Origin of the sequence: Mucilaginibacter sp. SMC90 (genome assembly GCF_022811725.1) — a bacterium.
Lineage (GTDB): Bacteria > Bacteroidota > Bacteroidia > Sphingobacteriales > Sphingobacteriaceae > Mucilaginibacter.
This window is the reverse complement of record NZ_CP094527.1, coordinates 7598866-7613522: the sequence shown is the minus strand read 5'-3', so window position 1 is coordinate 7613522 and position 14657 is coordinate 7598866. Positions and strand designations below refer to the sequence as shown.

Sequence of the window (14657 nt, the reverse complement as noted above, 5' to 3'; positions counted from 1 at the left end):
TTCGCAATACTTAGATTGCCGTCGTACTGATAGCTTTTTGCGATTGAATAAAGAAAATTCAATATAACCGCTGCTTCATATCTATTGTGTTTTTATAATCTGCATATTAGTCATGGTCAATGCCTTTATTGAAATAGCTTAATAGATTTGTATATTTGTATATGATGACAAGAGATGTCCATATTAAGGAATTATTTCCGAAGCATTTGTTTTGGGATGTTGATATGTCGTGTCTTGATATTGATAATGATCGCGATCTCATCATTCCAAGAGCATTAATGGCAACCACACCATTAACATTTACAAACGATATCGCAAAACTTGAAGTAATCTATCCTAAGGCAGTTATTGTTCGCGAATTACAAATAACTAAAGAAAGAGTTAGCAATCAGATTTGTCGTTTAGTTGCCCGGCGCTATCACGTTAAGCAATTCGCTCGTTTTTCTAAATGAAGGCCGTTTCTGATAGTTTAATTGAAACTATTCTCAAACTTCAACAGCTTCCTTCACTATCTAAAAGCAGCTTGGGTGGTGGAACAAACTTAGCAATTCGTTATGGTCATCGCATATCCTACGACATAGATCTTTTTTTTCCAGATATCATTAGGAAACAGGGTTATGAGCTTATCAAAGAAGAAGTAATAACTTTTTATGGTGATGCCGTTTTTGCTATAGATTATCCGTGTGACGAAAATGACCAGTTTTTATTTCAACGTTTTTTTGTCCGCAGGGGTGAGTCTGCTATTAAAGTTGAAATATTGCAAAATATGCAAACGCATCTTGAGCCTGAATTTATCGATGGAATCAAGTTGATGAATATATATGACATCGCACCATTAAAATTGATGAGTGCTTCTAATAGAGCCAATCATAAAGATATATATGATTTGGATTATCTTACAGATCATATTGCATTAGCCGAATTGATGGATTTACTTAAGATCAGACAACAAACTTACAATCAACCAGAGCATCAAAATATATTTGATCAGGATGGCGAGTTTAGTCCTATAGATAATCCGGATTTGTTATTAAAGTTTGAAGAGCCAATAAAAGGGAGTTCGTCACGGCCCGGCCACTCCAACCCTCGTGTTGATTTTATTGAAGGCGGAAAGAATTGGGCAATAGCAAGAAGTAGCTGGAGGCGTAAGGTTAGAGAATATTTTAGGAGCATAGGTAAAGATTTTCCAAGTCCGCAACCCCGGTAGTTTATATAGCCATTTTTACACCATTTATTTTTAACCATTGCTCATATAAAAGTCGATTTTATCTTGACTATTAACACGCAATAATATTTTGTAATGTGTCCAGCTCAATTGCGAACGCACTGCGTTCGCAATTGGAAACGTACGATAAAGCTGGCGAAATAATTCTATCTGTCGCTTTGAAAACCCACTGCCATACTCGGGTGCTAATTGATCCGCGATAAATTCAGTGAGGTAATCACCATAATCTGCCCGGTCTTTACTTTGTTTTTCCTCTTTGAAAATGCGTTGCCCTATTTGCCAATACATTAATGCGTTCATGGTCAACCAACCTAATCGCCTTTGTTTTTAGCGTTATGAATGGATAGCTTGAATGTCAGCTATTACAGATTGGTTGATAAACATTGTATAGAGAATTATGGTTCAATCGTAAAACTACAAAAATCGATAACGTCTTAAGAACGATGTAAAACCAACAAAAATCACGGAGATCAAGTGCTGAGAAGCTGTCTGAAAAACGAGTCAACATGATTATTGTAACCGATAAATGTATAATATCTCCGCTCGCATCGACAGCCCCCGATAAAAGCCCCATCATAACCAAAGGATAAAGTTTTTGGTTCACAATGATTTAATGCTGCGGTTAAGCCTTGCTAAAACCTTTCTGCGTATATTTAAGTTAAGTAGTGGTTATAAATAGCCTACTAATTTATACGCATGGAAAATTTTACAATGCTGCAGTTTTTTGAATGGTATTACCCCGCCGGAGGCAGATTGTGGAATCAGTTGAAAAAAGATGCGAAAAATCTGAAGAAAAAAGGGATCGATTCGGTTTGGCTTCCGCCGGCTTATAAAGCTGCAAGTGGGGGTTACTCTGCCGGGTATGATGTTTATGATATTTATGATCTTGGTGAGTTTAAGCAAAAGGAGACAGTAGCTACAAAATATGGCACTAAACAGGAATACCTTGATGCTATTGCCTCGGCGCAAAAAGCACAGCTAAAGGTATATGTTGATGTTGTGCTTAATCATATGGGCGGTGCCGATGATGTTGAAAGGGTGAACGCCCGTAAGGTTGACCCTGCAAATCGTAACGAATTTATCAGTGATGTTTACGAGATTGGTGCTTATACCAAATTTACTTTCCCCGGCCGCAAAGGCAAATACTCCAAATTTATATGGGACTGGCAGTGTTTTTCGGGCATCGATTATGATGCCTATAAAAAGGAAACAGCCATATTCAGTATTCAAAACCAGTACGGCGATGGCTGGAAGGATGTGCTTGATGACGAAAACGGCAATTTTGATTATCTCATGTTATCAGACATTGACACCCGCAACCCAAGCGTACGGGAGGAGTTGAAAAACTGGGGCAAATGGTATTTCGAAACTGCTAAATTTAATGGTTTCAGGCTTGATGCTATAAAGCATATGGATCATGGCTTTTACAACGAGTGGCTTGATTATATGCGTAACGAACTTAAGCAGGAGTTTTTTACTGTTGGTGAGTACTGGGCTTTTGATTTGCCTAAACTATTGAAATATATTGAGGCCACAGAAGGGCGGATGTCACTTTTTGATACCCCGCTGCATGATAATTTTCATCATGCTTCAAGAGGAGGAAAGGATTATGACCTTACTGCCATTTTTGATAACACGCTGTTAAATGTTAGGCCCGAGCTTGCTGTTACCTTTGTTGAAAATCATGACACTCAGCCCCTTCAATCCTTGGAGCAACCAATTGAACAATGGTTTAAGCCGTTGGGTTATGCGTTGATTCTGCTCCGGGAGGCTGGCTATCCATGTGTTTTTTATGCCGATATGTATGGCGCAAAATATACCGACAAAGGGGGCGATGGCGAAGAGCACGAGATTGACCTGCCCGTTGTTTCAGAACTGGAAACCATGCTTTATGTAAGAAAAAATATGGCTTACGGTACTCAACGCGATTATTTTGATCACCCTAACTGTATCGGCTGGACCCGCGAAGGGGATACTCAATATAAAGGCTCTGGCTGTGCTGTGATAATTTCAAACGGTGAGGATGGCTATAAAGAAATGGAAATAGGAGTCGGGCACGCAGGTGAAATATTTGTTGATTACCTGGATAACCACAATGGCGAAGAGGTGGTAATTACTGCAGATGGCCGTGCCGAATTTAAAGTTAAAGCTGGTTCTGTATCAGTTTGGGGAATTAAGAAGTAATTTCCCTTAACGGGACTAACATTTTATACATTTGTTCACCCTGTAATAAATACTGCTATGAAATACGAAGAAATTCCCCTTGTAAATAACGAGGCCATTCACAATTTTGAATTGATTGTTGAAGGCCACCGTGCTTTCATCGACTATAAGCAAAAGGACGACAAAATTTACCTGATCCATACCGAAGTACCGGTTGAATTGGAGGGGAAGGGAGTAGCATCGGCTATAGTCGAAAAAGCATTCACCTACATCGAGCAAAACAACCTTAAACTGGTGCCGCTGTGTGTTTATGTGGCTTCATACCTGAAACGCCACCCCGAGTGGTCACGCATATTAGCCATAGCCCCCGGTCATTAAGCAGATGCGTGTATTAGTAACGGGATCATCGGGCAGGTTAGGGGCGGTCACGGTGGGTCATTTGCGTAAGTGCGGGCATAGTGTTACCGGTGTAGATGTAATCTCTGCCGATACTACTGATGAGCAGATTGACATCCTGCATAAAGATGCTGTTTTAGCTGTTACTAAAAACATCGATGCAATTATTCATACGGCGGCCATCCATGGTAAACATTATGAGCTAAACTATCCGAGAGAAGCATTCATTAATGTAAATATTTATGGAACGCTCAATTTGCTTAATGCCTGCATTGTTAACGGTGTGCAAAAACTGCTCTATACCAGTACAACATCTATTTATGGCGATGCAATGGTTGATACTAACCAGGCTGTTTGGGTTGATGAAGAATTGACCATTAAGCCCCGCGATATTTACGATATCACCAAGCAAACTGCCGAGCAGCTCTGTAAAGATTTCTTTTACAATGAAGGACTGCAAACATCGGTTTACAGGGTTGGTCGTTTTTTGCCCGAAACAGACAATCTAAAACTAAACCACCGGTTATATCGTGGTCTTGATGAGCGGGATGGTGCATTCGGTTTGTGCTTAGCCTTAGAACAAACTTTTTCAGCATTCGAGATTTTTAATATAACCAGTAGTTCGCCTTTTAAAAAAGATGAGCTTATGAAGCTAAAGCATGACCCCGCATCGGTTATAAGAAAACATTACCCGCAAGCCGAAGCTATTTACCAATCCAAAGGTTGGGCTCTTCCGAAAAGCATTGATAGGGTTTATGTAAGCGAAAAGGCAAAGCGATACTTTGGATACGAGCCGAAATTTACGTTTGATTATCTGTTGAATAACCTGAACATAGACTAATATTTCTAACCACTCACCCAATCAACCACTCACCCAATCAGCCACTCACCACTTAATAAGGCGAAGTACTAACTGCCGTCCATCCGCCATCAACTACCAGGTTTTGCCCGGTGATATGCCTTGCATCAGGTGATATCAAAAACAGTACTGCATTTGCCACATCTTCAACAGTTGCCGCGCGACCCATTGGGGTAATGCGCGCCCATGTTTTTTGATAGCCGGCATCTTCCAGGGTACGTTCGGTTAAGGTAGCACCGGGGGCAACCGTATTTACAGTAATTTGATGTTGGGATAATTCAACTACCAAACTTTTAGCCAGCATTTCCAGTGCAGCTTTGGTCATACCGTAAGCAGCAAGGTCCTGGTGGGCTTGGTGCCCTGTTACCGACGACATGAACAGGATGCTTCCCCCGCTTTTTTGATTTATGATTTGTCTGGCAGCCCGTTGCGCCAAAAAGAAACTACCTTGCAGGTTAAGGTTCATTACACTTTGCAATGATTGGGCAGGATAATTCAAAAAATCGCCAAACAAAGTGATGCCTGCATTGGCCACAGCAATGGTTAGTTTTCCATAACGTTGCACGGCCTCATTAACCATTTGCTGTATAAAATCAATATTTGATGCATCGCCGGCCATTGGGTAACAATTGCCGCGCAAATTGTTTATAGTGCCTGCTGCCTTTGTAGCAAGTTCTTCACTCAAATCGTTCAGTATAATTGCGGCCCCGGCAAGGCTTAATTGTTTAGCTATTTCAAAACCTATCCCTTGTCCGGCCCCGGTTACTATAGCTACCTGGCCGCTAAATTTATCAGTTATCATTTTTTAGGTTGATAGTTGTTTGTTAAATAATACATACTGGTTGCCATTGGTATGTTTTAAGTCATTGATTATTATTAAAAAAGCTCGTTGACATATTGATTTTCTCGCAAAGGTGATGAGTCGTAAAAGTTTTTCTTTGCGCCTTTGCGAGCTTATATTTAATGGCAGGTATTCATCAGTTATCACCTGCAATGTGATCATTTGTGCGCAAATAAAACTTACTCAAGCTGACAGTCCTTCCCGCTCAGTGCTATTTATTTTTCTCTCAATGCGAATCTCTCAAAACCTCACTTCCCGAACTTCCTTTTAAAAAGTCAAGATCAGCACCAAGGTGCGCCTGTTCTACATGGGTTTGATATAAATAGGTATATCCGCGGTTGCTGATATTATTATTTAGCACCAGCTTCGATTTCCTTTCGGCTATTTCCTCATCGCTAACTTCAAGGTGTAAACTCCCGGCGGGTACATCAAGTGTGATAACATCCCCATTTTGCACCACCGCCAATGTGCCACCGATGGCTGCTTCCGGCGATACGTGCAGCACTACAGTACCAAAACCGGTACCGCTCATCCGTCCGTCCGAGATGCGTACCATGTCGGTTATGCCCTTATCAGCCAGTTTTTTTGGGATGAGCATATTGCCAACTTCAGGCATTCCAGGATAACCTTTTGGTCCGGCGTTCTTTAAAACCAATACACTGTCTTTATCTACATCCAGGTTAGGATCATTGATGCGATGGTTAAAATCTTCTATATTTTCAAATACAACGGCCTGGCCGGTATGTTGCATCAAATGGGTACTTGCAGCCGATGGCTTGATCACCGCGCCGTTTTCACAAAGGTTACCTTTAAGTACAGTGATACCTGCGGTTGGGTTAAAAGGACTATCAACAGGAGCTATCAGGTCGCGGTTAAAACATTGGCTGTTTTCATAATTACGTAATATGGGATTACCGCTTACGGTTAAGGCTTCATTATTGAGGTGCCCATGAAGTTCTTTCATTAAAGCAGGCAACCCCCCGGCATAATAAAAATCCTCCATAAAATACTTTCCCGATGGCTGCAGATTAGCCAGTAGGGGTATTTTTCGGATAGAGGTATTGAAATCATCCATATTTAAATCAATCCCGATACGGCCTGCTATAGCCAGCAGGTGAATGATGAAATTGGTAGAGCCGCCAATAGCCGCATTAATGGTAATGGCATTTTCAAAAGCCTCCCGAGTGAGAATATCCGAAGGTTTAAGATCTTCCCGTACCATGTCAACAATACGGTTGCCCGATAGATGGGCTAATACCTTTCGTCGCGAATCTGCGGCAGGAATGGCGGCATTTTCTGCCAGTGAAAGTCCCAGCGATTCAACCATACAAGCCATGGTTGATGCTGTACCCATAACTGCGCAATGCCCCTGGCTCCGGGCCATACAGGCTTCGGCCGTATAAAGGTCTTCATCATTCATTAGCCCGGTTTGGTGATCAGCAAAAAAGCGCCAGATATCTGAAGTACCTATATCCCTGCCCCGGTATTTCCCCGTTAACATTGCCCCACCCGAAACAACAATAGTAGGAATATTAACGCTGCATGCACCCATTACCAGGGCAGGCGTAGTTTTATCACAACCGCAAAGCAGCACCACGCCGTCGAGCGGGTTGGCGCGAATACTTTCTTCCACATCCATACTTACCAGGTTTCGGTATAGCATAGCAGTGGGTTTAACCAAAGTTTCGCCCAATGACATTACCGGGAATTCAACCGGGTAGCCGCCGGCTTCATAAATACCATTTTTTACAGACTGTGCCAATTCGCGGAAATGTGCATTACAAGGTGTAAGTTCCGACCATGTATTGCAAATGCCAATCACGGGTTTTCCCTGCAGCTGATGTGCCGGAATACCCTGGTTTTTCATCCATGCACGATATATAAAACCATCTTTGCCTTTTTTACCAAACCATTGTTGGCTCCGTAGTGGTTTATCTTCCATAAAGATGTATTGTGTTTAAACTGGTTATTTAACAAATATATATTTCTGTATATCGTTTTAGGCATTGTAAGTAAAAAGTTAGGAGGATTACATTGGCAGTAATTTATAGGGTTGGGTTTTAATGTGGGCGATTTATGACTGAGCCTTTTTGTTTAACTTGGAACTGATATAAATCACTCCCCATGAACAGGATATTAATACTGTCTATAGTTGTTTTATTGCTGATCTGTAAAACTTCTCTTGCCCAACATAAACATGGGATAAAATTTCCGCCTCCGGTGCTCGAATTTCAGCAGTTTGCGGAATTTTGCGATTTGCCTGCACAAAAGAATGAACTGGTATATACCAGGGCAGTGTATAGTTATAAGGATACAGGATGGAGTTTGCGTAGTGACGGAGAAAAGTGTACAAAAATAACAGCAAATATGTTCCTGGCAGATGGGGAGTTTTTAAGGCCCGACTTTCTGAAATCATTAAAGGTGGTACACCAAAACCCCGACACAAAGTTTTTAATTGTTGATATCATAGGTTTTTTTGAGGATGATCTTTCAGGATTGGAGCATGATATCGGTGATATGGGAACAAATAAGTATCGTTTTATTGTAAAACGGGTTGTGTCATTCTATCTGGAGACGCGCTAAACTACCAGTTGCTGTTATAATAAACGTTATTAATAATTGTTGGTTGTGTGAGTGAATGGTAGTATTTATATGCCTGAAACGTGATAACGGATTAAGTTTTATCAGCTGTATAAACTTTTTATTATTGATAAATAGGTTGTTAAGTTAATATTAAGTTAAAAGGGTATAAATAATTTGGAGGGAAGGAAAAAGCGCGTACCTTTGCAGCCCGCAAACGAGATAGCGGGGTAGTTCATTAAAGGTATAGAAAAGGGGCGAAAAGGGAAGAAAAAAAGATTCAGAATCTTTTGTGAAAGAGAAAAGAAATTCGCACCTTTGCAGCCGCTTCGAAAAGGAGCGGATGTTCTTAGAAAAGGTTTGAAAGGCGCTGAGGGGCAAGGAGAAAGAGAGAAGGAAACGCCGCAAAAAACCACCAAAAAATAAAAAAAATTATTTTTTGGAAATAAGAAAAAGGTTTTTACCTTTGCAACCCCGAACGGGACGGACTCTGGAAGGAGTTTAAAACGAAGGAAATGAAAGCGAGAGTGATTAGTTTTCTTAGGCTGAGGAGAGCGATTCTCAAGGCTTAATAAAAATGACAAATCAAAGCGGTGTAACAACCAAAAGATTATATAGCTGATTCGGATGATGAGGCGAGCAAGTTCTTTTAAGAAATGGAAATCATGTAGCGTAACGGGAGGCGACTGAAGGCTAAGGCTAACAGGAGCTGAAGAGTTACAATAAAAAGCGGAATCTGTAATAAGAAATAATAAAAACAGATTCTATTAATTAATAATAGGGTCAGTGATTAAAACAAAACATTTTACAATGGAGAGTTTGATCCTGGCTCAGGATGAACGCTAGCGGCAGGCCTAATACATGCAAGTCGGACGGGATCGGGGAGCTTGCTCCCTGTGAGAGTGGCGCACGGGTGCGTAACACGTATGTAACCTACCTTGATCAGGGGGATAGCCTCTCGAAAGAGAGATTAAGACCGCATAACATTATGTTGTGGCATCGCAATATAATCAAATATTTATAGGATCAAGATGGGCATGCGCAACATTAGCTAGTTGGTGTGGTAACGGCATACCAAGGCTACGATGTTTAGGGGATCTGAGAGGATGACCCCCCACACTGGTACTGAGACACGGACCAGACTCCTACGGGAGGCAGCAGTAAGGAATATTGGTCAATGGACGGAAGTCTGAACCAGCCATGCCGCGTGCAGGAAGACGGCCCTACGGGTTGTAAACTGCTTTTGTACCGGAATAAACCTTGATTCGTGAATCAAGCTGAATGTACGGTAAGAATAAGGATCGGCTAACTCCGTGCCAGCAGCCGCGGTAATACGGAGGATCCAAGCGTTATCCGGATTTATTGGGTTTAAAGGGTGCGTAGGCGGCTTTTTAAGTCAGGGGTGAAAGACGGTAGCTCAACTATCGCAGTGCCCTTGATACTGAAGAGCTTGAATGTACTTGAGGTAGGCGGAATGTGACAAGTAGCGGTGAAATGCATAGATATGTCACAGAACACCAATTGCGAAGGCAGCTTACTAAAGTATGATTGACGCTGAGGCACGAAAGCGTGGGGATCAAACAGGATTAGATACCCTGGTAGTCCACGCCCTAAACGATGAACACTCGATGTTGGCGATATACGGTCAGCGTCTAAGCGAAAGCGTTAAGTGTTCCACCTGGGGAGTACGCCCGCAAGGGTGAAACTCAAAGGAATTGACGGGGGCCCGCACAAGCGGAGGAGCATGTGGTTTAATTCGATGATACGCGAGGAACCTTACCCGGGCTTGAAAGTTAGTGAATGTGACAGAGACGTCACAGTTCTTCGGAACACGAAACTAGGTGCTGCATGGCTGTCGTCAGCTCGTGCCGTGAGGTGTTGGGTTAAGTCCCGCAACGAGCGCAACCCCTATGTTTAGTTGCCAGCATTTAAGGTGGGGACTCTAAACAGACTGCCTATGCAAATAGAGAGGAAGGAGGGGACGACGTCAAGTCATCATGGCCCTTACGTCCGGGGCTACACACGTGCTACAATGGGCAGTACAGAGGGCCGCTACCTGGCAACAGGATGCCAATCTCTTAAAGCTGTTCACAGTTCGGATCGGGGTCTGCAACTCGACCCCGTGAAGTTGGATTCGCTAGTAATCGCGTATCAGCAATGACGCGGTGAATACGTTCCCGGGCCTTGTACACACCGCCCGTCAAGCCATGGAAGCTGGAAGTGCCTGAAGTGCGTAACCGCAAGGAGCGTCCTAGGGTAAAGTCGGTAACTGGGGCTAAGTCGTAACAAGGTAGCCGTACCGGAAGGTGTGGCTGGAATACCTCCTTTCTGGAGCAGTTTCCGCGAAGTAGCTTGGAACTGTTACCTACATGATATTTCTTAAATTTAGTTAAATGGTTGATTAAGTTAAGTGGTGAGTAGTTGAAAAGCGAAGATCACAAAGCGAGAGCAATCATATACTAATAACACACAAACAAAAGGAAAACCCAGAAGATGAAGCCATCAAGTTGTGCGAACAACTGAGAGGCGGGATTGTAAGAGATTACGATTTGCGATTTGAAGAATAAAAAAATCTAAAATCGAAAATCCGAAATCCGAAATAACACAGTCCTGTAGCTCAGCTTGGTTAGAGCACTACACTGATAATGTAGGGGTCAGCAGTTCAAATCTGCTCGGGACTACACAGGGTTCATTAGTTCAATGGTTCATTAGTGGATTGGTAAAGCACCAATAAACGAATGAACGAATGAACAAATGAACGAGCCCATCTAACGGGGGATTAGCTCAGCTGGCTAGAGCACCTGCCTTGCACGCAGGGGGTCAACGGTTCGAATCCGTTATTCTCCACATTGAACCGGAAGTCATTAAGTCATCAGGTCATTGAGTCATTGAAAAATGACATAATGACTTAATGAAAGAATGACGGAGGATCAAAACGTTCTTTGACATATTGGAAGAAGTAATTGAAAACAAGAGAAAACAACAGATAGAGACGTTGTATCTTGAACAAAAGCTTCAAAGGTAAATAAGTAGCAATACTAATGAACCAATGAACTAATGAACAAATACGACTAATCTAAAATAAAGACATACCTTGCGGCGCAAAAGGCGCAAGAGTAGAAGAAAGTAAGAAAGGGTACACGGGGAATGCCTTGGCTCTCAGAGGCGAAGAAGGACGTGATAAGCTGCGATAAGTACCGGGGATCTGCAAATAGGACTTGATCCGGTAATTTCCGAATGGGGAAACCTAATTATCTGAAGGATAATTGCATAAATGCGCTAACCTGCCGAACTGAAACATCTAAGTAAGCAGAGGAAGAGAAAACAATAGTGATTTCCAGAGTAGTGGCGAGCGAAATGGAAGAAGCCCAAACCTATATTGTTACGGCAATATGGGGGTTGTAGGACCACAACATGAATATTAAACAGAACCGGAACAGGATGGGAAGCCTGGCCATAGAGCATGAGAGCTGCGTACGGGTAATGAATAGTAGGATAGTGGTATCCTGAGTACCGCGAGGTCGGAGACGCCTTGTGGGAATTTGCCGGCACCATCCGGTAAGGCTAAATACTCCTGAGAGACCGATAGTGAACCAGTACCGTGAGGGAAAGGTGAAAAGAACCCCGAACAGGGGAGTGAAATAGAACCTGAAACCGTGTACTTACAAGCGGTCGGAGCAGAGCAATCTGTGACGGCGTGCCTTTTGCATAATGAGCCTACGAGTTACTCTTCCCTGGCAAGGTTAAGTGTTTAAGACACGGATCCGAAGCGAAAGCGAGTCTGAAAAGGGCGTATAGTCAGGGGAGGTAGACGCGAAACCTTGTGATCTACCCATGGGCAGGTTGAAGGTGCCGTAACAGGTACTGGAGGACCGAACCGATAAACGTTGAAAAGTTTCCGGATGACTTGTGGGTAGGGGTGAAAGGCTAATCAAACTGGGAAATAGCTCGTACTCCCCGAAATGTTTTTAGGAACAGCCTGGCGGTTGAGTTATAAAGAGGTAGAGCTACTAATTGGGTGCGGGGGAGTCAAATCCTACCAAATCCAGATAAACTCCGAATGCTTTATAATATACGCTGGAGTGAGGCTATGGGTGCTAAGGTCCATGGCCGAGAGGGAAAGAACCCAGACCATCAGCTAAGGTCCCTAAATTATTGCTAAGTTGAACTAACGAGGTCCGATTGCACAGACAGCTAGGATGTTGGCTTGGAAGCAGCCATTCATTTAAAGAGTGCGTAACAGCTCACTAGTCGAGCGATCGGGCATGGATAATAAACGGGCATCAAGCAGTATACCGAAGCTATGGATTCATATTAATATGACTGGTAGGGGAGCATTCTATTTGCCGGCGAAGCAGGAAGGTAACTGACTGTGGAGGAAATAGAAAAGCAAATGTAGGCATAAGTAACGATAAGGCGGGAGAGAAACCCGCCCACCGAAAGACTAAGGTTTCCTGATCAACGCTAATCGGATCAGGGTTAGTCGGGGCCTAAGGTGAAGCCGAATGGCGTAGCCGATGGACAACTGGTTAATATTCCAGTACTTTTTATTACTGCGATGCGGTGACGGAGTAGTGACACTGACGCGAACTGACGGAATAGTTCGTTAAAGGCCGTAGGTATATAGTTTGTAGTTAAGTACGCAGACTATGCTGAAAGCTGATAGTACACCGAATCTTCGGACAAGGTGATAGTTCAGGTAATCAGACTTCCAAGAAAACCCGCTAAGCTTCAGGTAATAAAAACCCGTACCGTAAACCGACACAGGTAGTCGAGGAGAGAATCCTAAGGTGCTCGAGTGAATCATGGCTAAGGAACTCGGCAAAATGGCCCTGTAACTTCGGGAGAAGGGGCGCTGGCAGCAATGTCAGCCGCAGTGAAAAGGCCCAGGCGACTGTTTAACAAAAACACATGGCTATGCAAAATCGAAAGATGACGTATATGGCCTGACACCTGCCCGGTGCTGGAAGGTTAAGAGGGGATGTTAGTCGCAAGGCGAAGCATTGAATTGAAGCCCCAGTAAACGGCGGCCGTAACTATAACGGTCCTAAGGTAGCGAAATTCCTTGTCGGGTAAGTTCCGACCTGCACGAATGGTGTAACGATCTGGGCGCTGTCTCAGCCATGAGCTCGGTGAAATTGTGGTATCGGTGAAGACGCCGGTTACCCGCAACGGGACGGAAAGACCCCATGCACCTTCACTATAGCTTAACATTGATATCGGATACAGGATGTGTAGGATAGGTGGGAGACTGTGATGTGGCTTCGCCAGGAGTCATTTAGTCAACGTTGAAATACCACCCTTTCTGTATCTGGTGTCTAACTCTTCAAAGAGGAGAACATTGTTTGGCGGGTAGTTTGACTGGGGTGGTCGCCTCCAAAAAGGTAACGGAGGCTTTCAAAGGTAAGCTCAGTACGCTTGGTAACCGTACGCGGAGTGCAATAGCAAAAGCTTGCTTGACAGTGAGACAGACAAGTCGAGCTGGGTCGAAAGACGGATATAGTGATCCGGTGGTTCTGCATGGAAGGGCCATCGCTCAAAGGATAAAAGGTACGCTGGGGATAACAGGCTGATCTCCCCCAAGAGCTCATATCGACGGGGAGGTTTGGCACCTCGATGTCGGCTCGTCACATCCTGGGGCTGGAGAAGGTCCCAAGGGTTGAGCTGTTCGCTCATTAAAGTGGCACGCGAGCTGGGTTCAGAACGTCGCGAGACAGTTCGGTCCCTATCTGTTGTGGGCGTAGGAAGTTTGAGTGGGGCTGACCTTAGTACGAGAGGACCGGGTTGGACTAACCTCTGGTGAATCTGTTATGCCGCCAGGTGTACTGCAGAGTAGCTACGTTGGGAATAGATAAGCGCTGAAAGCATCTAAGTGCGAAACTAGCCACAAGATGAGACTTCCATTGAGGGTCGTAGGAGACTACTACGTTGATAGGTTACAGGTATAAAGGTGGTGACATCATAGCCGAGTGATACTAATTGCCCGAAGCTTTCTTCGTGTGAAGGATTAAGGTGAGTGGTTGATTAAGTGAGTAGTTGCAAAACTGTAAACGAAACCAATCACTCATCCGAAACAAAACAAACAGATAAACAACAAATGCTGTTGTTTTCTCTTAAATTCAAGTACTTCTTTCAATAATATGTCATGTTAATGGGGGTGAATAGTTGATTAGGTTTATTAGGTGAGTAGTTGAAAAGCTGTACACCATGCAAGAACCACTCACCACTCACCCAATCAACCACTAACTTAAAGAAATTCAGGTGCCTATATCGGCGGTGTCTACCTCTTCCCATTCCGAACAGAGAAGTCAAGCCCGCCAGAGCCGATGGTACTGCGGTAAAACGTGGGAGAGTAGGTCGGTGCCACCCTTTATCACCTTTAATGGTGCAACAATGCAAAAGCCTTAGTTAATACCTAAGGCTTTTTGCGTTGATAAGCTTTTCCATAACCAATAGGCCTGCTTATATATTCGTACAGATCAGGCTCTCAAAGGCGCAAAGTGAATGACGATTCCGGTTATAGATTTAAACAAATTGTTAACCGCTCACCATTCATTGCTTTCTACTCACTTCCACCCGCGTTACGGATAGCA

At 43.5% G+C, this 14657-nt stretch carries 9 protein-coding genes, 2 tRNA genes and 3 rRNA genes; 11 read left to right on the top strand and 3 right to left on the bottom strand.

Translation table 11 applies throughout. The annotated features are described in order from the left end of the window. Positions 1–161 precede the first annotated feature (161 nt). Together MTO98_RS31835 and MTO98_RS31830 are read left to right on the top strand one after the other, a co-directional pair. Complete coding sequence (locus MTO98_RS31835) at positions 162–452, top strand: hypothetical protein (RefSeq protein WP_243483455.1); 291 nt, start codon at positions 162–164, stop codon at positions 450–452. After that, the gene (locus MTO98_RS31830) at positions 449–1207 is read left to right on the top strand and encodes a nucleotidyl transferase AbiEii/AbiGii toxin family protein (protein ID WP_243483453.1); all 759 of its coding nucleotides are present in this window, start codon (positions 449–451) and stop codon (positions 1205–1207) included. The genes MTO98_RS31835 and MTO98_RS31830 overlap by 4 nt, the downstream gene beginning before the upstream one ends. A gap of 30 nt (positions 1208–1237) precedes the next feature. Here the strand turns inward: MTO98_RS31830 and MTO98_RS31825 are convergent, their stop codons facing one another. Further along, complete coding sequence (locus tag MTO98_RS31825; RefSeq protein ID WP_243483451.1) at positions 1238–1525, bottom strand: DUF1016 N-terminal domain-containing protein; 288 nt, start codon at positions 1523–1525, stop codon at positions 1238–1240. A 396-nt stretch (positions 1526–1921) separates the two neighbouring features. On the opposite strand from MTO98_RS31825, the gene MTO98_RS31820 reads away from it, so the two are divergent. From MTO98_RS31820 to MTO98_RS31810, 3 genes are read left to right on the top strand one after another with little or no spacing between them, the layout of a single operon-like run. Next, a complete protein-coding gene (locus MTO98_RS31820) occupies positions 1922–3409 on the top strand; it encodes an alpha-amylase (RefSeq protein WP_243483449.1) in 1488 nt (495 codons plus the stop codon). A 57-nt stretch (positions 3410–3466) separates the two neighbouring features. Further along, positions 3467–3766, top strand: a complete 300-nt coding sequence (locus tag MTO98_RS31815) for a GNAT family N-acetyltransferase (protein WP_243483448.1) — start codon at positions 3467–3469, stop codon at positions 3764–3766. A 4-nt stretch (positions 3767–3770) separates the two neighbouring features. After that, the gene (locus tag MTO98_RS31810; protein WP_243483446.1) at positions 3771–4625 is read left to right on the top strand and encodes an NAD(P)-dependent oxidoreductase; all 855 of its coding nucleotides are present in this window, start codon (positions 3771–3773) and stop codon (positions 4623–4625) included. Between the two features lie 52 nt (positions 4626–4677). Here MTO98_RS31810 and MTO98_RS31805 read toward each other — a convergent pair whose 3' ends face one another. After that, on the bottom strand, positions 4678–5445 hold the full coding sequence (locus tag MTO98_RS31805) for an SDR family NAD(P)-dependent oxidoreductase (RefSeq protein WP_243483444.1): 768 nt from the start codon (positions 5443–5445) through the stop codon (positions 4678–4680). Positions 5446–5710: 265 nt separating this feature from the next. Beyond that, positions 5711–7426, bottom strand: a complete 1716-nt coding sequence (locus tag MTO98_RS31800; RefSeq protein ID WP_243483442.1) for an IlvD/Edd family dehydratase — start codon at positions 7424–7426, stop codon at positions 5711–5713. A 182-nt stretch (positions 7427–7608) separates the two neighbouring features. Here MTO98_RS31800 and MTO98_RS31795 point away from each other — a divergent pair, with 182 nt between their 5' ends. From MTO98_RS31795 to rrf, 6 genes are all read left to right on the top strand, one after another. Then, positions 7609–8067 carry a hypothetical protein gene (locus MTO98_RS31795; protein WP_243483440.1) on the top strand — a complete coding sequence of 153 codons (459 nt, stop codon included), beginning with the start codon at positions 7609–7611 and terminating at the stop codon, positions 8065–8067. An 804-nt stretch (positions 8068–8871) separates the two neighbouring features. Next, a 16S ribosomal RNA gene (locus MTO98_RS31790) occupies positions 8872–10392 on the top strand. A gap of 278 nt (positions 10393–10670) precedes the next feature. Further along, positions 10671–10745 (top strand) — tRNA-Ile (locus MTO98_RS31785). 92 nt (positions 10746–10837) lie between these two features. Continuing rightward, positions 10838–10911 (top strand) — tRNA-Ala (locus MTO98_RS31780). Between the two features lie 272 nt (positions 10912–11183). Further along, positions 11184–14063: ribosomal RNA gene (locus tag MTO98_RS31775) — 23S ribosomal RNA — on the top strand. 258 nt (positions 14064–14321) lie between these two features. Continuing rightward, positions 14322–14433, top strand: a 5S ribosomal RNA gene (gene rrf, locus MTO98_RS31770). The 16S, 23S and 5S rRNA genes sit together here with 2 tRNA genes alongside, the layout of an rRNA operon. The last annotated feature ends 224 nt before the right edge of the window (positions 14434–14657 follow it).